Source organism: Photobacterium sp. DA100, assembly GCF_029223585.1.
Classification (GTDB): Bacteria; Pseudomonadota; Gammaproteobacteria; order Enterobacterales; family Vibrionaceae; genus Photobacterium.
Genome location: NZ_CP119424.1, coordinates 64,467 through 83,735, shown reverse-complemented (window position 1 = coordinate 83,735; position 19,269 = coordinate 64,467). Strand labels below are relative to the sequence as shown.

General features: G+C 51.1%; 16 protein-coding genes, 4 tRNA genes and 1 riboswitch. Of the genes, 8 read left to right on the top strand and 12 right to left on the bottom strand.

Going from position 1 to position 19,269, the window contains the following annotated elements; translation table 11 throughout:
• Positions 1-71: 71 nt before the first annotated feature.
• Positions 72-593 (bottom strand): NAD(P)H-dependent oxidoreductase, encoded by a 522-nt coding sequence (locus PTW35_RS18090; RefSeq protein WP_281028368.1) that lies wholly within the window; start codon positions 591-593, stop codon positions 72-74.
• Between the two features lie 177 nt (positions 594-770).
• Here PTW35_RS18090 and soxR point away from each other — a divergent pair, with 177 nt between their 5' ends.
• On the top strand, positions 771-1,217 hold the full coding sequence (gene soxR, locus PTW35_RS18085; protein WP_281028367.1) for a redox-sensitive transcriptional activator SoxR: 447 nt from the start codon (positions 771-773) through the stop codon (positions 1,215-1,217).
• 181 nt (positions 1,218-1,398) lie between these two features.
• Here soxR and PTW35_RS18080 read toward each other — a convergent pair.
• From PTW35_RS18080 to PTW35_RS18070, 3 genes are all read right to left on the bottom strand, one after another.
• Positions 1,399-1,475, bottom strand: a tRNA-Asp gene (locus tag PTW35_RS18080).
• A gap of 128 nt (positions 1,476-1,603) precedes the next feature.
• Positions 1,604-1,694, bottom strand: a tRNA-Ser gene (locus tag PTW35_RS18075).
• Positions 1,695-1,794: 100 nt separating this feature from the next.
• Positions 1,795-2,370, bottom strand: coding sequence for a protocatechuate 3,4-dioxygenase (locus PTW35_RS18070; RefSeq protein WP_281028366.1), 576 nt, complete (start codon positions 2,368-2,370; stop codon positions 1,795-1,797).
• 120 nt (positions 2,371-2,490) lie between these two features.
• Here PTW35_RS18070 and PTW35_RS18065 point away from each other — a divergent pair, with 120 nt between their 5' ends.
• Together PTW35_RS18065 and PTW35_RS18060 are read left to right on the top strand one after the other, a co-directional pair.
• Positions 2,491-2,835: a hypothetical protein gene (locus PTW35_RS18065; RefSeq protein WP_281028365.1), complete on the top strand. Its 345-nt coding sequence runs from the start codon at positions 2,491-2,493 to the stop codon at positions 2,833-2,835.
• Between the two features lie 103 nt (positions 2,836-2,938).
• Complete coding sequence (locus tag PTW35_RS18060; protein ID WP_281028364.1) at positions 2,939-4,114, top strand: iron-containing alcohol dehydrogenase; 1,176 nt, start codon at positions 2,939-2,941, stop codon at positions 4,112-4,114.
• A 229-nt stretch (positions 4,115-4,343) separates the two neighbouring features.
• Here PTW35_RS18060 and PTW35_RS18055 read toward each other — a convergent pair.
• The 3 genes from PTW35_RS18055 to PTW35_RS18045 all read right to left on the bottom strand — a co-directional run bounded on the left by PTW35_RS18055 (position 4,344) and on the right by PTW35_RS18045 (position 5,125).
• Positions 4,344-4,420, bottom strand: a tRNA-Asp gene (locus PTW35_RS18055).
• Positions 4,421-4,461: 41 nt separating this feature from the next.
• Positions 4,462-4,552, bottom strand: a tRNA-Ser gene (locus tag PTW35_RS18050).
• A gap of 129 nt (positions 4,553-4,681) precedes the next feature.
• Positions 4,682-5,125, bottom strand: a complete 444-nt coding sequence (locus PTW35_RS18045; protein ID WP_281028363.1) for an NUDIX domain-containing protein — start codon at positions 5,123-5,125, stop codon at positions 4,682-4,684.
• A 174-nt stretch (positions 5,126-5,299) separates the two neighbouring features.
• Here PTW35_RS18045 and PTW35_RS18040 point away from each other — a divergent pair, with 174 nt between their 5' ends.
• Positions 5,300-6,424, top strand: a complete 1,125-nt coding sequence (locus PTW35_RS18040) for a M14-type cytosolic carboxypeptidase (protein WP_281028362.1) — start codon at positions 5,300-5,302, stop codon at positions 6,422-6,424.
• An 82-nt stretch (positions 6,425-6,506) separates the two neighbouring features.
• On the opposite strand, the gene PTW35_RS18035 is transcribed toward PTW35_RS18040, so the two are convergent.
• The gene (locus PTW35_RS18035; protein ID WP_281028361.1) at positions 6,507-8,420 is read right to left on the bottom strand and encodes a BCCT family transporter; all 1,914 of its coding nucleotides are present in this window, start codon (positions 8,418-8,420) and stop codon (positions 6,507-6,509) included.
• Between the two features lie 187 nt (positions 8,421-8,607).
• A riboswitch (Lysine riboswitch) is annotated at positions 8,608-8,778 on the top strand.
• Positions 8,779-8,861: 83 nt separating this feature from the next.
• Here PTW35_RS18035 and PTW35_RS18030 point away from each other — a divergent pair.
• Positions 8,862-10,448, top strand: a complete 1,587-nt coding sequence (locus tag PTW35_RS18030; protein WP_281028360.1) for a Na+/H+ antiporter NhaC family protein — start codon at positions 8,862-8,864, stop codon at positions 10,446-10,448.
• Between the two features lie 386 nt (positions 10,449-10,834).
• Positions 10,835-11,749, top strand: coding sequence for a D-alanine--D-alanine ligase (locus tag PTW35_RS18025; RefSeq protein WP_281028359.1), 915 nt, complete (start codon positions 10,835-10,837; stop codon positions 11,747-11,749).
• Between the two features lie 79 nt (positions 11,750-11,828).
• On the opposite strand, the gene PTW35_RS18020 is transcribed toward PTW35_RS18025, so the two are convergent.
• From PTW35_RS18020 to PTW35_RS18010, 3 genes are all read right to left on the bottom strand, one after another.
• Positions 11,829-13,259 (bottom strand): 6-phospho-beta-glucosidase, encoded by a 1,431-nt coding sequence (locus PTW35_RS18020; protein WP_281028358.1) that lies wholly within the window; start codon positions 13,257-13,259, stop codon positions 11,829-11,831.
• A 99-nt stretch (positions 13,260-13,358) separates the two neighbouring features.
• Positions 13,359-14,843, bottom strand: a complete 1,485-nt coding sequence (gene ascF, locus PTW35_RS18015) for a PTS cellobiose/arbutin/salicin transporter subunit IIBC (RefSeq protein ID WP_281028357.1) — start codon at positions 14,841-14,843, stop codon at positions 13,359-13,361.
• Between the two features lie 126 nt (positions 14,844-14,969).
• Positions 14,970-15,587 carry a bifunctional 4-hydroxy-2-oxoglutarate aldolase/2-dehydro-3-deoxy-phosphogluconate aldolase gene (locus PTW35_RS18010; protein ID WP_281028356.1) on the bottom strand — a complete coding sequence of 206 codons (618 nt, stop codon included), beginning with the start codon at positions 15,585-15,587 and terminating at the stop codon, positions 14,970-14,972.
• Positions 15,588-15,800: 213 nt separating this feature from the next.
• Between PTW35_RS18010 and PTW35_RS18005 the strand changes: the two genes are divergently transcribed.
• A complete protein-coding gene (locus PTW35_RS18005) occupies positions 15,801-16,355 on the top strand; it encodes a gluconokinase (protein WP_281028355.1) in 555 nt (184 codons plus the stop codon).
• The gene (gene edd / locus PTW35_RS18000) at positions 16,352-18,148 is read left to right on the top strand and encodes a phosphogluconate dehydratase (RefSeq protein ID WP_281028354.1); all 1,797 of its coding nucleotides are present in this window, start codon (positions 16,352-16,354) and stop codon (positions 18,146-18,148) included. Before PTW35_RS18005 ends, edd begins: the two co-directional genes overlap by 4 nt.
• Before the next feature lie 51 nt (positions 18,149-18,199).
• On the opposite strand, the gene PTW35_RS17995 is transcribed toward edd, so the two are convergent.
• Complete coding sequence (locus tag PTW35_RS17995; RefSeq protein ID WP_281028353.1) at positions 18,200-19,207, bottom strand: substrate-binding domain-containing protein; 1,008 nt, start codon at positions 19,205-19,207, stop codon at positions 18,200-18,202.
• Positions 19,208-19,269 lie beyond the last annotated feature (62 nt).

Here is a 19,269-nt window from a genome sequence, read left to right as displayed (position 1 = left end):
AGGGCTAGCGGAAAAGTTAAGGCATTTCAAATATACCCAAGCATCATGAAATTACTTGGGTATATCGGTAGTTAAATTTTGCGCATGACCGATTTAAGTTCTTCAGCTAGCTCAATGTTCGATAGCTCACCTTTTTCAACATCAAAATTGTCATAGAAGCTTGGCACAGATAATGAGCCTTTTACTTCTGCGTCAAAATACGGCGCTGATTCCAAAGCCGCCGACAAAACCGATTTTGCACCGCCCGGGCCTGGTGAGGTAGAAAGCATAATAACGGGTTTGCCCTGGTACACTTTCATATTAATCCGTGATGCCCAGTCAAAAATATTCTTATACGCCGCAGTATATGACCCATTGTATTCAGCGAATGAAATCACCACAGCGTCTGCTTCGCCAATCTTGCTGAAAAAGCGCTTGGCATGTTCATGAATACCCGATGATTTTTCTCTTTGCTCACTGTAAATAGGCATATCAAAATCATTCAAATCCAACACTTCAACGTCTGCACCTTCGGCCAAGCCTGCAGCGTACGTCGCGAGTTGTTTATTGATGGATGTGGTACTGTTTGTTGCGCCAATTGCCAAAACTTTCATTATTACCCCTTAAAATTTAACCACTTAACTACTGTCGCTTATTGGTATGGAAAGGATGATAAAACCTCAAGTTAGGTTGAGGTAAAGCTTTTTTTGTGGCTAAATAAAAAATAATGGGACAGCCCCTAATTCAACTTAGCTAGTGTCTCTGCAACAGCATGAGGCGGAGAAATTAACATGAGCATGACCGTCGGCCAGGTAGCAAAACGCTCTGGTATTAATGTTTCTACCCTGCATTTCTACGAAGAGAAAGGCTTGATTGTGAGTTCTCGGGATCACGCAAACCGCAGGCTATATGATCGGCAAATCTTGCGCCGGATCGCGGTGATCAAAGCCGCGCAGAATATCGGGCTTTCACTGCAAGAGATCTCTGAGGCCCTATCAGATCTGCCCAAGCATAGAGCGCCTAAGCAGGAAGAATGGGAAAGGCTCGCGCGAGACTGGAATAAAACGCTCGAGGAGCGAATTCAGGCACTAAAAAGCCTGCAATCGAAGCTTAGTAGCTGTATCAACTGTGGCTGCCTGTCACTTGGCACCTGTGAGCTTTACAACCCAGAAGACACCAAGGGCATCTATGAGCCAGGTGCAAGGCTGGTGAGCACTGACTCAGATAACCAACCATAATCTTGAGTCACAAAAAAGCCCTCGTCTTTCGACAAGGGCTTCAGTGTAGTGGCGGAGCGGACGGACTTGATGGTCCGGCACCCCGGTGGGGACGCCTAGTTCCGCAGACAAAAGTGCGCAGCACTTTCGGGAGCGTTAGATACAAAAAAGCCCTCGTCTTTCGACAAGGGCTTCAGTGTAGTGGCGGAGCGGACGGGACTCGAACCCGCGACCCCCGGCGTGACAGGCCGGTATTCTAACCAACTGAACTACCGCTCCAATTCTGTGTGAAACTCGGCTTAAAGCCCAACTTCTAGAATGTGGTGGAGACGCTCTGGGTATGGAGGATTTGAACCCTGCTTACCCAGAAGGTCAAATAACCAGTATTGCTACTGACTATTAAAATGTGGCGGAGAGATAGGGATTTGAACCCTAGATACGCTATTAACGTATGCCGGTTTTCAAGACCGGTGCTTTCAACCACTCAGCCATCTCTCCGTAAGTGCGGCGTATAATATAAAGCTCTGAGAATGAAGTAAATACCTTAAAAGCTCGACCGCTTTAAATTACACCAATATTCGCGCTTTTTTGGGTATTTTTAAGCAATCACAACAAAATTAAACTCACCGACTTCCACATCTTGCCGCTCTACCAACTTAAACTGCAAGTATTGGCGCTCCCGGCCCCCCCACCACTCATTACCGGTTTGGCCCTCAAGGTAAAGCTGAGTGGTAAGCAGTTCAACAGCCCCACGCCATAGTTTGACATGGATGTGCGGAGGGCGACGGGTGTAAGGCACAGGACGAATCGTTCGAAAACGATACATACCATCGTTCTGGGTAACAACAGCACCGCAGCCCGCAAAATGACTATCAAACGCCTGATGATTGGGCTGCTGAGGATGATCATAGACACCTTCGCCATCACATTGCCAAATCTCGACTCTGATACCAGAAAGTGGTTGCCCCCACTCATCCATCACCCGCCCTGATAACTCAATAGGTTCTCCAGTAAGGCCTTGCTGGTGCAAAATCAAATTCGCTCTCGGTGGGATCGGCTTTACCGGATAAAACGGCCCCTCGGCCTGCGACGGGGTAACAAGAAAAGGCTGCCTAGCCCAACCCGGAGCTACAAACAACATCGACCACAATGCCAAAAAGTCCCTTCGCTTCATTGCTTATCTCCTTTCGCGAACTTACTTACAGTGTGGCAGTCCATCAGGAATTTGCGTGCTCGGGCACTGTCTATTCTGGTCGGCATGTGCCAAGATCATAATAAATCATAAGGAGATATAATGGCCCTTTGCCAAGCACGAATAGTCATTCCTGCCCACATGCTACCCGGAGGTGTTGCCCCGGTAGCCCATGAGTTTGGCTTTAAACATGTTGAAAAGCATCGTATCGACAGTAACCATACCATCGCCTTGACCCAATTTGACTTTCACACTCCCACAGCCGTAGCAGATAAAACCTTCGATGAAGCAACCGAGCACTTTCTTTGGTATCTAGCCAAAGGAACCCCCTACCAAATTACCAAGCGATTTACCGATGGCACTCAAACCACAACCAGTTACCTATACCAAGACAATAAGCTCACGGCACAGGCTTCCTCTCTGGCGGAGTTATTAGCCAATAGCTAATAAGCATATAGCATCATATTTTTACTTAACTATGAAGCACATCCCATACACGCCTAACCCACTTTGGTTATAATTCAAACACGCGTTTAAAAGGATGTTTACTATGTTGCTCTACAAAACAGTGGTTGGAATCAATAAACAGCTCAACAAACTCATTACGATTCCATTCCCTCAGCTTGAAATGGGTACTGACAGTGTTGCCAGTGCCGGTGCTTTGATGGCCGAGAAAGGGGCCCAAAAAGTACTTATTGTTACCGATGCGATGATCCACTCACTGGGGCTGACAACCTCGCTATGCGATTCCCTGCAGGCCCAACGCATTGAGTATGTTATCTATGATGAAGTGAAACCCAACCCAACAATTGCCAATGTGGCAGTAGGAGCAGACCTGTTCCGCGAGCATAGCTGCAACGCCATTGTTGCCATCGGTGGCGGCTCACCAATAGATTGTGCTAAAGCGATAGGCGCTAAGGTGGTAAGGAATAAGCCCGTCCGCAGGCTTGCAGGCAAGTTAAAGATCAGGAAAAAACTTCCCCCATTTATGGCGATTCCCACAACAGCTGGGACCGGCTCAGAAGCCACCGTCGCAGCCGTCGTTTCTGATCCCGGCGCACGTGAGAAGTTTACGATTGTCGATCCGGCCATCCTGCCGGATGTGGCACTGATTGATCCCAAACTCATGGTTGGCTTGCCCAAGCCAATTACTGCCGCAACCGGGATGGATGCGTTGACCCATGCCATCGAGGCATTCATCGGCACATACCACACTCCCCTCACCGATAGATACGCCACCGAAGCCACAGAGCAAATTTTCATCCACCTGCCTGTCGCATTCCACGATGGAACTAACCTCGAAGCCAGGGAACAAATGGCCATCGCCTCCTATAAAGCTGGTTGCGCCTTTACCCGTGCCTACGTTGGCTATGTTCATGCTTTCGCCCATCAGCTAGGCGGCATGTATAACATTCCCCACGGTCTCGCCAATGCCGTATTGCTACCGAATGTATTGACCCTCTTGAAGCCTTACTGTGAGCATCGCTTGGCACTGCTGGCTGAGGCTGTCGGGCTAAGTACGGCACAAGAGTTTATCGACGCGATAAGCCACCTCAACGCCGAACTCGGAATTCCAACCTCTTTTCCAGAGCTGAAGGAAGAAGAGATCCCGCTAATCACCAAGCGGGCTCTAGCCGAAGCCCATGGCACTTACCCAGTACCAGGCTACCTCACCCAACAGCAGGGCGAGGCGTTACTGAAGCGGTTTCTCGAAATAACAGCATAGAGCACCGCTGAAAAGATAGGGCCCTGCAGGTTTCTGCGGGGCTGACACCGATATCAAACACACACAAAAAAGCCCTCGTCTTTCGTCGGGGACGCCTAGTTAAGGGCTTCAGTGTAGTGGCGGAACGGCCGGGCTGGCGCTCCAGCGGGACTCATCAGTTCGCAGAACTGACGCCCATATCAAACGCATACAAAAAAGCCCTCGTCTTTCGACAAGGGCTTCAGTGTAGTGGCGGAGCGGACGGGACTCGAACCCGCGACCCCCGGCGTGACAGGCCGGTATTCTAACCAACTGAACTACCGCTCCAATTCTTTGTAAAGCTCAACCTTGGTCAAACTTTTAGAATGTGGCGGAGAGATAGGGATTTGAACCCTAGATACGCTATTAACGTATGCCGGTTTTCAAGACCGGTGCTTTCAACCACTCAGCCATCTCTCCGTAAGTGCGGCGTATAATATAAAGCTTAGTGGTTTGTGTAAACCCCTAAACCGTTCGTTTGGTCACACATTGCACAAAACAAGCCAAATTAACATAAAAAGCCAAAGAAAAAGCCGAAAAAAGATAGGATCACTCTGATTTTAGTGAAATTCCTGTCCCCCAAAAAGCGTATTTAGGAAGACTATTTTGTTTCACTAACTGTCGGAGAGACTCAGGAAATAAGTTCCAATATTCAATTTCTTCGCAAGGCACCCAGAAAAACTCAAGATGGGCTTCATTAGAGACTACAGTCTCATGGTGTGATAAGTCTGTTTCAACATCAAAGATCAGGTTGATCTCTGCCTGCAGTTGCCCCCCGAGGAACCACTCATTTTCCGCCGCACCAACAAAAGCCCCAACCTTGGCTGCTATCGACGCTTCCTCGCGCAGTTCACGCGCCAACGCTACCGGAGCGGATTCGCCAAATTCTATATGACCGCCGGGTAAAAACGTCATCGTATCGCCAATCGCCCTGACCAAAAGGATATGACCGCCATCTCTAATCAAACCACGCGCTACATAATGAAAAGCCACTCTATCTTCCTGTTTATCATTTTTGTACCCATGTTACCCCAGCAGCCTAACAGGCCGAAGTCCTTACTGAGTTTGCAGGCAGGGTTATCAACGCTCTGTAACAGTTATTTGCTTCAGAAAGGCTATAGTTATTGCTAACCTCCTTTCACCTCAACAAACATAAGATTGATAACAATGAAAATTTTCAGCAATTTCGAAAGTGGTAACATCCATATCGTCAGTGCCGACTCACCAGACAACATCCAGCTGACTATCCCTGCCGATAACCAGTCAGACATCGCGCAGTGGTTCCATTTCCGCCTAGAAAGCGAGCCCCAGCAGCAACACCAGTTCTCAATCTTAAACTTGGCCAAATCCGCCTACCCGGAAGGCTGGCAGGACTATGATGTTGTCGCCTCGTACGATCGAGAAGAGTGGTTCCGTATTCCGGCAGAGTTTGATGGCGATACCCTGAGCTTCAAGGTGATCCCAGAATACGGCTCGATGTATTTTGCCTACTTCGCCCCATACAGCTACGACCGCCACCAAGATTTACTGCACCAAGCGCAAAGCCAGTTCAGCTGCAAACTGGAAACCCTGGGAGCTACCCTTGACGGCAACGATATGAGCTTGCTGACCGTCGGCGAGCCGTCAGACGGAAAGAAAAACATCTGGATCATTGGCCGCCAGCACCCTGGCGAAACCATGGCCGAGTGGTTCATCGAAGGCCTGCTGCAACGACTGCTCGATGACACCGATACTGTCGCCAAAGCTCTGCTCGACAAAGCGGTGTTCCATATCGTACCGAACATGAACCCAGACGGCAGTATCCGTGGTCACTTGCGTACTAACGCAATCGGCGTCAACCTCAACCGTGAATGGCAAACCCCATCAATGGAGAAGAGCCCGGAAGTCTTCCTGGTTCGCGAGCGCATGCTCGCTACTGGTGTCGACATGTTCCTCGATATCCACGGTGACGAGGCGATCCCGTATAACTTCGTCGCAGGCAGCGAGGGGATCCCGTCTTACAATGAGCGACATGCCGCTTTGGAAAACGCCTTCAAAGCAGCCCTGCTCACTATCACCCCAGAGTTCCAGGTTGCCCATGGCTACGATAAAGACGAACCGGGCAAAGCCAACCTGACCATTGGCTCCAACTGGGTAGCCGAGCAATTCAAATGCCTGTCTTACACTATCGAGATGCCTTTTAAGGATCACATCAGCCACCCCGATGAGTTCTATGGCTGGTCGCCGGAGAGAAGCGTTGCTTTCGGCCAGGATGTACTGGCTGCCGTGTGGGCTGTGGTCGATCAGATCTAACGCCTGCTCTAGCAAAAACATTAGGAGCAATAATGCCGAGTCAAACGACTCGGCATTTTTAAAATTACAGGTCAGTACTTACTTACACTTCCTGCTCGACCATTGCTTCCAAACGAGTACGCATCAGCTCGTTGAACACCTTGCGGGCTTCCTGCGCTTCTTCCGAAGCAGCCAGTTTGTTCTCTTTGGCTGTCATGGCATCGTCCATCAACTGCTGGAGATGATCCAACCGCTCTTGCGGCGCATCACTGAAGTCCATGCCAGACTCACCGTTAGCCACTGCTTCGGCGCGGATTTTCTTCTTCAGCTTCCATACTTTATAGAGCGCTTCACGCTCAGCATCTGCCGCTGCCATAGCGATCTCTTTGAGCTCCTCGAACTTGGTCAGAGCCATACCTTCCTTCGACCATGGGTCAACATCAGGTAGCTCCTCGATATTGATCACCGGATCTTCATAGCCTTCCTGATGGGTCAAATCGAGTGTTGCCGCTTTCACAGCCGACATCATCAGCATTACAGCAATCACCAACAGCGGTAAACCACCGACAATCGCCGCCGTTTGCAGCGTCGATAGACCGCCCATGAACAACAGTACAGACGGCATGAATGACAAGGCAAACGCCCAGAACAGGCGGTTCCAACGCATCGGATCTTCGGTCACGTTATTCTGCACCACTGAAGCCAAGATATAGGAGATCGAGTCAAACGTCGTGGCCGTGAAAATCAAACACAGCAGGGTAAACGCCGCGATGACCAAAGTACTGAACGGCAGTTGCTCAAGGATTGAGAAAATCGCCTTGGTCGCCCCTTCCGTGTTCAAAATACTGACCACATCAAGCGCACCGGATAGCTGCAGCGACAAACCGTAGTTACCCAAGATCATGAAGAACAGGAAGCAGCCCATCGAACCGAAGAAGATCGAACCGGTGACCATTTGCTTAATGGTACGGCCACGGGAAATCCTCGCCACGAACAAGCCCATGCTCGGGGCAAATACCAGCCACCACGCCCAGTAGAAAATCGTCCAATCCTGCGGGAAGTGGGTATTTTCAAACGAGCCATAGCCGCCGAACGGTTCAGCCCATGTTGCCATGACAAAGAAGTTCGACAACATACGGCCTAATGAATCCAAGCCGGTTTCCAGCATGAAAATCGTCGGACCGGCCACCAGAATGAAAGCCAGCAGGCCCAGGGCTCCCCAGAAGTTGATATTGCTGAGCAGCTTGATGCCCTTCTCCATCCCCGCGTAAGCCGAGTAGGCGAAAATCGCGGTACAGATCATCAGCACAATCACCTGAGTGACGGTATCTTTAGGCACACCGAATAGGTAATTGGCACCTTCGGTGATCAACGGGGCAGCCAGACCCAGTGTCGTGGCACCACCACCCAGCAAGCCAAAGATAAACAGCACATCGATAACTTTACCCAGCCAGCCGTAACTGCGGGCCTCACCGATCACCGGCATCAAGGCTGCCGATACCTTCAGCACAGGCTGCTTGCGGACGTAGAAGAAATAGGCAATCGGCAAGGCTGGCACTAAATAAATAGACCAGGCAATCGGCCCCCAGTGAAACAAGCCATAGGTGGCCGCCCAGCGCACCGCTTCCTCGCTCCCCGGCTCAAGCTGGAACGGCGGTGCCTGGTAGTAATAAGCCCACTCAATCGTACCCCAATACAGAATACTGGCCCCGATCCCGCCACAAAACAGCATCGCTGCCCACGAGGCCGTCGTGAACTCAGGCTGTTCATCGGGATCCCCCAGCTTGATTTGGCCGATATCGGAAAAAACGATATAGATCATAAAGAAAAATGCACCGACACCAAGCGCCAGATAGAGGAAACCGAGCTTATCGGTCATAAACGTTTTGGCGATAGCAATCCATTCTGCCCCTTGCGCCGGAAACAGCAGCAAAGGCACCACAACCGAGATCAACATCCCCAGCGCCCCGAAGAACGTAGGTTTGTCAATCAATTCAAAGTGTTTGCGAGAAAACACGTTAGCTCCTTAAAAAAATAAAACCAGCAATGGTTATAGGGATAATCAGAGAAAAAGGGCCAACGCTTCAAACCAAGGTTCTGATGATAAAGATGAAAAAAGCTTATTATTAGCTGACATAATTATTCAGCCGTATATAATGTTAGACTTATTGCCATAATCCAGTAGGATTGACGGTGATAAACCCTAAATCAGTAGAGGCGCGCTGCCTAAGAGTAACCGAGCAGAGGGTGATACCTGTGAAGCCGGAGAAAGGAGTCAGCGCCGAAGTGACTGCAGCCATCAACTCAGTCGCTGGGTCTGTGTCGAATAGGCACAGAACTGCCATAGTATTTACCTATGGAGCGCTACCTGAAGGGGTAACAAGTCATACCTTTCTGCGTCTTAGTTACACTTCCTTTCGGTAGATCTCCACCTTTAAGTTGTAGGTGTGATGAGATCATGAACCTTGTCGATTTTTCGGACTCGCTAATGTCCGTAGTCCCTGCCATGCTGGCTGTTATTCTTGCGGTCACCACCAGGCGGGTTTTACTCTCCCTCGGAGCAGGTATCTTTGCCGGTGCCTTGATGCTAAACCAATACTCACCGCTTGAGTCTCTGCAATACCTAGTCGGCAAAGTGCTGGCGATTGTGTGGGCTGACGGAGCGATGAACAGCGACAACGTCAACATGATCATCTTCATGCTGCTGCTCGGCGCGCTGATCAGCCTGATGAGTGTCTCGGGGGCAACGCAGGCCTTCGCCGACTGGGCAGCGGTACGCTGTAAAGACCGCCGCAGTGCCAAATCACTCACCGGCCTGATGGTATTCATCTTCTTTATCGACGATTTCTTCCACAGCCTGTCAGTCGGCGCAATCTGCCGCCCGGTTACCGACCGCTTCAATATTTCACGCGCGAAATTGGCCTACCTGCTCGACTCCACTGCAGCTCCGGTTTGTGTACTGATGCCTATCTCATCATGGGGAGCCTACATCATCGCCCTGGTTGGCGGCATCATGGTGGCGCATGGCGTGACCGACCAAAGCCCTATCTCTGCCTTTGTCGAGATGATGCCGATGAACCTATACGCGGTATTCACGCTTGTGATGGTGCTGTGTGTGATTGCATTCCAGCTCGATATCGGCCCAATGCGCAAACATGAGAAGTGGGCGCTAGAAGGCAAGCTATGGGATGAGTCGAAAGGCAAGCCTGCTGGCTTGGACGTCGAGGCGCCGGAATCTGCCCAAGGCGGTATGATCGACATGGTATTGCCGATCCTGACCCTGACCATGGCAACGGTATTTTTCATGGTGCAGTCGGGTGCCGATGTACTGGCAGCCAACGGTGAAGCCTTCAGTGTGCTCGGCTCATTTGAGAACACCGATGTCGGCTCATCGCTGGTGTACGGTGCGATCTGCAGCTTGGTGGTGTCTATCGCTCTTGCCCTGCGTCTGAAACTGGATGCGGGTACCTGGATGAAGGCGGCCCCGCAGGGTATTTCAGCCATGATGCCTGCGATTATCATCCTGTTCTTCGCCTGGACGATTGGTGCGGTTGTACGCGATATGCAAACCGGCATCTACCTAGCTTCAATGTCTAACGGCAACCTGCCGGTTGAGCTACTGCCTGCAGTTGTCTTCCTGCTATCTTGTGCCATGGCCTTTGCGACCGGCACGAGTTGGGGCACCTTCGGCATCATGCTCCCGCTAGCCGGTGATATTGCCGCGGCCAGTGACATTGCGCTGCTGCTGCCGATGCTATCAGCGGTTCTGGCTGGTGCGGTATTTGGTGATCACAGCTCACCAATTTCCAGCACCAGTATTCTGTCGGCAACCGGTGCCGGCTGCCACCATATGGATCACGTTATGACCCAGCTACCGTACGCCTGTTCGGTTGCTTTCGGTGCTCTACTGGGTTACCTCGCCATTGGCTACACCCACTCGGCATGGGCCGGTGTGGCTGTCAGCGGCCTGTGGTTCTTGGCATTCTGCGCCTTTGCCGTTCGCAAGAGCAAGCCAGTTATGGCTGCCGAGCCTGTAACGAGCTAAAGCGCACCGATCGTCCCTCCTCAGAGCAAGGCCATGGCCTTGCTCTTTTTTTAGATGTTATTGCTTAGCGACTCAGCTTGCTTGCCAAATAAGAGCAATACACATCACAGCCCCCAACCGCACCGACGCCCTTCTTCCCTGGTCAAAAAAAAGCCATCCGGCTCTGCCGGTGAAGAAAAAATTATGCACAATGTCAAATTTATTGGGCATAAAAATTCAACCACAAGAGCAAATCATTACAATAAGCCACCGCGCACTATACACGCGATTTAATATTACTATTCCCAGTGACTAAAACTTTCTGGGTATACAAGCACTTACACGCAAATAATTGCTTGCTTTTTCTTTTACGACTTTCCACTGCAGAGCTTAATCGGAACAATACCATGAGAATCGGAATATTATATGGGGGTGAGTCTAGCGAACGCGAAGTCTCATTAAAGTCTGGCAATTGCATTGCCGATGCCGTTGAGTCATTGGGCCATGAGGCTATCAAGATTGATCCTCGCCACATAGACATCACCTTGCAGGGCTTCTTCAACCTCGACAAGGTTTTCATTGCCCTTCACGGCGGTATGGGGGAAAGCGGACATATCCAAGCCCTTCTGGATTTACTCAAAATCCCCTATACCGGCAGTGGCCTCCTGGCCTCTTCCATCTCCCTCAACAAACTTAAGACCAAAGAAGTGTGGCGTGCCAATGGCCTGCCGACAGCAGACTGGATCAAAGTCAACAAGCACACGCCAACCGATACCATCAAAACAACACTGGCGGATCTTTCCTACCCGGTTGTAGTCAAACCCCTCAATCAAGGCTGCAGTATCGGGGTATCTAAAGCCTCCTCTCCAGAAGAGCTGTTCAATGCACTGGTTGATGCCTTTGAATATGACGATGACATCCTCGTCGAACAATTCATCACCGGGCGTGAATACACCTGTGCCATCCTTGATGGCAAGCCATTGCCTGTTGTACAAATCAAATCAGATACCTTCTTCGACTGGAACGCCAAGTTCGGTGATCAAAGTGCAACCTACCACTGTCCGTCAGACCTGACTGCCGAGCAAGAAGAAGCCATGCAGAGCGCAGCACTTGAAGCCTACAAGACTCTGGGGTGCCGGGGCTGGGGCCGGGTTGATACGTTTTTGGATGACAACGGCGATATCTGCCTGATCGAGATGAATACAGTACCGGGAATGACCACCCGCAGTGTTTTCCCGATGGCGGCCAAAGAAGCCGGCATGAGCTTCGAAGACACCATCGCTGCGTTGCTCGAAAGTGCAACCTTTGATGATGTGAAATAATATACAAAAAAGCCGGTAAGAGCAGAGTGGGCCTTACCGGCAAACTGTCAGAGGTTTCCCCTCAGACAACAGAACACACTTAAGCTAGATCTTCGCCATTGCTCGCAATGACTTTCTTATACCAGTAGAAGGATTTCTTGGGGGTGCGATCCAAGCTACCGTTGCCCTCGTTATCGCGATCGACATAGATAAAGCCATAACGCTTGCTCATTTCACCCGTAGACGCCGCCACCAGATCAATACAGCCCCATGGCGTATAGCCCATCAACGGCACACCATCGGCAATCGCATCCTTCATTGCTTCAACGTGAGCGCGCAGGTAATCGATGCGGTAATCGTCGTTGATCACACCATTCTCATCAACGGTATCGATGGCACCCAGGCCATTTTCAACCAAGAACAACGGCTTTTGATAGCGGTCATACAGCGTGTTCATGGTGATACGCAGACCAAGCGGGTCAATCACCCAGCCCCAGTCACTGGCATCTAGGTGCGGGTTTTTAATCGACTTCACCACGTTTGCCGCACTGGTGTTACCCTCGTTCATATCGGCAGATGCACAGCGGGATGCGTAGTAGCTAAATGAAATGAAGTCGACGGTATTTTTCAAGATGTCGAAGTCTTCTTCGTGGATTTCCAGTTTCACGCCTTTTTCATCAAACACTTTCTGGGCGTAAGACGGATAGTAGCCGCGTGACTGGACATCAATAAAGAACAGGTTTTCACGATCTTTCTGCATCGCCGTGAAAACATCTTCCGGCTTGCACGAATACGGGTAGAACTGGCCACCAGCCAGCATACAACCAACCTGGTTTTCCGGGTTGATTTCATGGGCGATCTTGGTCACCAGCGCACTGGCTACCAACTCGTGGTGCGCCGCTTGGTATTTAACCTGGTCGTGGTTCTCGCCTTCCTGGAAAGCAATACCGGCACCAGAGAACGGGCTTGCTAGCAAGATATTGATTTCGTTGAACGTCAGCCAGTATTTCACCAAGCCATCAAACGCTTCGAAACACGTGCGGGCATAGCGCTCAAAGAAAGTAATCATCTTGCGATTGCGCCAAGAGCCGTACTCGTTGACAAGGTGCATCGGGACATCGAAGTGGCAAAGGGTCACCAGTGGCTCAATGCCGTATTTCTTGCACTCCTCGAAAACAGAACGGTAGAAATCAATACCGGCCTGGTTCGGGGTTTCTTCATCACCATTTGGAAAAATACGTGCCCAGGCAATCGACATACGGAACACCTTGAAACCCATTTCGGCCAACATCGCGATGTCTTCTTTGTAACGGTGGTAGAAATCAATGGCCTGATGGCTTGGATAGAATTCGTCCGCGTCTAATTCAACCTTATCAACTTGGCCCAGCTTAACCGGCATCCGGTTTTCACCGTAAGGGATCATATCTACAGTGGTTAGCCCTTTGCCGCCTTCGCGGTAAGCACCTTCAGATTGGTTGGCCGCAATTGCGCCGCCCCATAGAAACCCTTGCGGGAATGTAATATCAGACATGGTTTGCCTCTTAATTGTGTCGCTAATTACCGCACGTTACCGCTAATTGCCGCAAAGCCACCTCATTCTGAGGTGGCCCGTTTTACTCTTCAGGGAGCACTAGGCCGTAGCAGGTTTTGCTGGCACCGGTGTTTCGATTTCTTCAGCGTTTTCTTTCGCCGACTCTTTTGCCGCTGTCGGGCTGGCTTCATCCTCATCGTTAGGGATATCTTCAAACCCTAGGATAAGCGTCAGTACAAATGACAGGACGACTGACAATGCCATCAGACCCAGTACCCATACCAGGCTCATCGGATCGTTGACATCAATGAACTGAACACTGGTGAACAAGCTCGGAGCTGCCATTGAATGGCTGGCAATACCGGCCATGCCCGCCAGACCACCAACTATGAAGCCCGTGATCAGCGCAGCAATTAGTGGACGCTTGAGACGAACCAGCACACCGTATAGTGCAGGCTCAGAGATACCCGCCATCAGTGCCGATGCCCCCGCCGCCATAGACGTCTGCTTAAGTGCAATATTTTTGGTTTTCCACGCAACAGCCAAACACGCACCACCCATACCGATGTTTGCACCGATTTCAGACGGCATTACCATGCCCTCCGTGCCCGTTTCCGCGATGGTCTGGATAATCGTTGGGGTAAATACCCGGTGCATACCGGTGAGTACCAATAGCGGCCATAGCGCCCCCATGATAGCGACAGCCAGCCAGCCGAGAGTACCGTGAATTGCATATACTGCAGCAGAGATTGCTGTACCGATCCAGATCCCCATCGGGCCAACCAGAAGAATACCGATCGGTGCGGCGATCAACACGATAAGCATCGGCTTCAAGAAATTCTTGGTCACGGCAGGCGTAATACTATCCACCCAGCGCTCTATATATGACAGTATCCATGTCATGATCAGAACCGGAATAACGGTATAGGTGTAACGGACAGAAGTCACCGGAATCCCGAACAAGTCAACCGCACGACCGTCAGCGGCCTGTGCCATCAGGTCGATAAAGTTCGGGTGTACCAACACACCGGCGATACCGATTGCCAGCGACATGTTGGTTTTGAATTTAATCGATGCAGAAGCCGCTACCATAATAGGAAGGAAGAAAAAGGCGCCGTCACCGATGGTGTTAAGCAAAATGATCGTTGAGTGATCGGCTTCGTAGATATTGAACATCAGCAGCAGCATGGCAGCCAGTTTTACCATCGAACCACCGATAATCGCCGGGATCAATGGCGACATGGTGCCAACTAGCGCATCGAGCATTTTCGCGCCGATGACTTTCGGCGTCAGTTTGACTTTCGGTGCCGGTGTATCTGCAGCTGCACCATCAAGGCTGCACAGTTTCATCACTTCCTGGTAGGCGTAGGCCACGTTGTTGCCAATGATCACTTGACACTTGTCGCCATTGTGCACGACGCCCATAACCCCCTTCACGCCTTTCAGCGCTGCGGCATCAATTTTTGCCTCATCTTTCAACACAAAACGTAGGCGGGTCATACAGTGGGTAAGGGCAACAACGTTATTGGCGCCCCCCAATTTTTCGACGACCGAGCGGGCTACCGCGCTGTAATCTTTCGACATCTTCTCAACTCCTGCGTGTACGGAGAATAGTTGGCTTGCTCAATGTGCGGCCTATTCCCCAATAAAATGCGTTAAATGTCACCCGGTAAAATGTAAATTCTGGTGACCATCAATTTGTTATTTTGCTTACTGGTTGATTTCACTCACCAGTTGACCAATGGCTTGCCAATCCCCTTGCTCGATTAGGTTGTTCGGAACCATCCAAGTGCCGCCACAAGCAATCACTTTCTCCAGTGCCAGGTAGTCGGCCACATTGGCAGGGCTAATACCGCCCGTCGGCATAAACTCAACCGGATAAACCGCCGATAGCGCTTTTAGCATGCCAATGCCACCTGAAGGCTCCGCCGGGAAGAACTTCAGTGTTTTCAAGCCAAGCGACATCGCCTGTTCCACCAGACTCGGGTTGTTGACACCCGGAATAACCGCGACATTCTTCTGTTGGCAGTACGCCACCGTAGTCGGATTCAAACCCGGGCTAACGATAAAATCCGCGCCCGCTTCAACCGCCTGATCAACCTGCTCGTTTGTCAACACCGTGCCCGCGCCGATTAGCATGTCTGGGTATGCTTCGCGCATCAGGCGAATCGACTCAGCTGCCGCTTCGGTGCGAAACGTAATTTCGGCGCACGGCAAACCGTTCTCGACCAAGACCTTGGCCAGTGGTTTTGCCTGGTCGGCATCTTTGATAGCAATGACTGGCACGACCTTCATCGCACTTAACTTGCTTTCAATTGTTTGTTCCATTTCTCTCCCCTTTCCATGGCACAGGCGTTCTCTAACACTGGAACAAAATTATGACTGTGCAGAACATGGTGTTTTGATGATTTGTTGATTCAGTGGTTCACAACCATTCAAGTTACGGGTAACATGTTACCAATAACATTGGTAAAATAAACCCGATTTTGAAGATCATCTGAAAAATGAGATCCAGATCAGAAAAAGATTCAAGGAGCTTACATGGTGGGGAAAAGCATCATAGTGATGGGGGTATCTGCATCAGGGAAAAGTACTATCGGTTATGAACTTGCCCAGCGTATTGGCGGCAAGTTTATCGATGGGGATGACCTGCACCCAAAAGCCAACATCCTGAAAATGGCCCAAGGGGAGCCACTGAACGACCAAGACCGTGAGCCTTGGCTAGAGCGGATCCGCGATGCCGCATTCAGCATTGAAAGCAAGAACGAAACGGGCGTGATTGTCTGCTCAGCCTTGAAGAAATGTTACCGGGAACAAATTCGTAAGGGAAATCGCAACTTAGCTTTCTTGTATCTGTCAGGCTCTCAAGAGGTGATTAAAGCACGTATCCGGCTACGGCAAGGGCATTTCATGAAAGAAAACATGATCGCCAGCCAATTTGCGGTCCTTGAAACACCTATTGATGAAACCGACGTCATCACCGTGAACATTGACCAGAGTATTGAAGCCATATTGGATGACGCTGTTGCTGCTCTGACAGAGCACGCTATGAATGAACAAGGCACACCAGCTACGGCCCAGGAGATCACCGCATGATCCACCCAACCATTACCCGGATCACCGAGCGTATCAAAGCCCGCAGCCAAGTAATCCGTGCGAACTTTGAAGATAAAACAGCGTATCAGGCTGAGCAGGGAAAAGGCCGAGCCAGCCTGTCCTGTGGCAACCTTGCCCACGCGGTAGCAGCGTCCTGCCAGCAGGAAAAGCAGCAGATCCTCGATTTCACCCGTGCCAACCTTGCCATTGTCTCGTCTTACAATGACATGCTAAGTGCCCACCAGCTTTACAAAAACTACCCGGATCAAATCAAGTTAGCCCTGCAGTCGCTCGGCCATACGGCCCAAATCGCCGGCTGTGTACCCGCGATGTGCGATGGGGTAACCCAAGGCCAACCGGGTATGGATATGTCGCTGTTCTCCCGAGATTTAATTGCCCAGTCCACCGCCTTCTCGCTGAGCCACAATGTATTCGATGCCACATTGCTGCTGGGCATTTGCGATAAAATTGCCCCGGGACAGTTGATGGGGGCACTTAGCTACGCCCATCTGCCTACCGCCTTCATTCCGGCAGGCCCAATGCCTACAGGCATTACCAACGACAAGAAAGTTGCCGTGCGCCAGCAGTATGTCGCCGGCGAAGTGGGCAAAGACGCCCTGCTAGAGATGGAGTGCCAAGCCTACCATTCCGGTGGCACCTGTACGTTCTACGGCACAGCCAACACCAACCAGCTGGTCTTCGAAGCCATGGGCTTGATGCTACCGGGCTCGGCTTTCGTGGCGCCCAACACTGACTTGCGCTCAGCCTTGACCGAGCACGCCAGCCTAGCACTGGCATCCATGACTGCGGATTCCCCTAGCTACCGCCCTCTTATTGACGTATTCACTGCCGAAAACTTGGTCAATGGCGTAGTGGCCTTGCTGGCCTCGGGTGGCAGTACTAACCACACTATCCATATGCTGGCAATCGCCCGCGCTGGCGGGCTGCTCCTTACCTGGGATGATATCAGTGAGCTGTCTGATATCGTGCCGCTGCTGGCCAAGATGTACCCGAATGGCCCGGCAGATATCAACGCCTTCGAGCAAGCCGGCGGTGTTCCGGCACTGATGAAAGCCCTGCATGAGCGCGGCCTACTTAACTCAGACGTAAAAACGGTATTTGGTGAGTTTGCCGACCAGCTGACCCAGCCAGCTATCGAGGATAACAAGCTAATATGGCAACCTGTTGGCGAGAGCCACAACCCTGAAGTCATCGCCGCCAACGGCCAAGTATTCAACCAAACTGGTGGAACCAAAGTGCTCAAAGGCAATCTGGGCCAAGCCGTTATCAAGGTCTCTGCGGTCAAGCAGGAACACCAGTTCATTGAAGCGCCAGCCAAAGTTTTCCGTTGCCAGCATGACGTAGAAGCGGCTTATCAGGCCGGTGAGTTCACCGGGGACTGCGTCATCGTCGTCAGCCACAATGGTCCTGCTGCCAATGGTATGCCAGAGCTACACAAACTGATGCCCATCCTTAGCAATATCCAAAAAGCAGGCCATCAGGTCGCTTTGGTTACCGACGGCCGCTTGTCGGGTGCATCAGGCAAGATCCCGGCGGCTATCCATGTATCACCGGAAGCGCTGCGCGGCGGTGCCATCGGCATGATCAAAAATGGCGATATCGTGAAGCTTGACTGTAACACCGGCCTGTTGGAAGCCGCGGTTGATTTTGACCAACGCCAACCGGTTCAACTCGACACCGAAGCCAGCCAAATTACCTGGGGACGGGATATCTTCAAAGTGATGCGGGAAAATGTCGGCAGTGCCGATGAGGGGGCGAGCTTCTTGTTCTAAGGCAAAAATGGGAGCGGCTTGCTCCCATTTCTATTTTTTAAAAGCGGTTCGCTACAAGCTTTCGCCCCGGCTGATGGTAAAGCCCATATCGAAAACATTTCGTTCGCTGCGCTTACCGTCAAGGGCTTGGAGCAGCAGCTCTGCACTTTTCTCACCAATTTGGTAACGTGGGGTGTAAATACTGGTCAGACGCGGCGTGATAGCCTGGCCGATATCCAAGGCGTTGTAACCAACAACACTGATCCGCTGGGGTACTTCGATACCCCGCTCATTACAGGCCAGGATTGTGCCAATGGCGATATCATCATTGGTACAGAACACGCCGTCTAACTCCGGACACTCTGCCAAGGCACGGCTTAACAGCTCTCCACCAAGAGTGAAGCTGGAATGTTCATGGGTCAGGATGTGGTATTTCGGCAAACCGGCTTGTTCCATCGCCTTGTCATAGCCTTCCATACGCAGTTTGGTACGGGTATCCAAGCGGGCACCAAAGTAGGCTATGTGGCGCTTGCCCTTATCGAGCATGGTTTTCACCGCCGTATAGGATGCGTGGATATGATCCAACCCCACCACCATATCGACAGGGTTACTCGGCAGCTCCATTGCTTCCACCACTGGAACCCCGGCAGTTTTAATCATCTGCAATGTCCGCTCGGTATGGGAGGTACCGGTCAGGATAAGGCCATCAACCTGGTAGGAAAGCAAAGAGGCAATTTTGCGCTCTTCAATTTCTTCATCGTAACTGAAGTGGGCAATCAGGATCTCATAGCCGTTGGCATTGGTCACCGCTTCAATGCCCTGTGCAAAGCTGGCAAACACCTGGTTCGACAAAGAAGGCAGCAACACCCCTATCGCCTTGCTGGAAGACTTCGACAACATGGCTGGCGCGCGGTTTTGGATATACCCCAGCTCTTCTACCACCTCGGCAATCTTATCCCTTGTCTTGGCCGACACAGATTCAGGATTGCGCATATAGCGGCTCACGGTCATTTTAGTGATGCCGACACGGTCAGCAATATCTTGCAGGGTTGGGCGCGCTTTTCGTTGTTCTTGTGTCATAACAATAGGATAAGTTACAGCTAGGTTTGAAATGTTACAGTAACATACCACTTTGCCTAGCC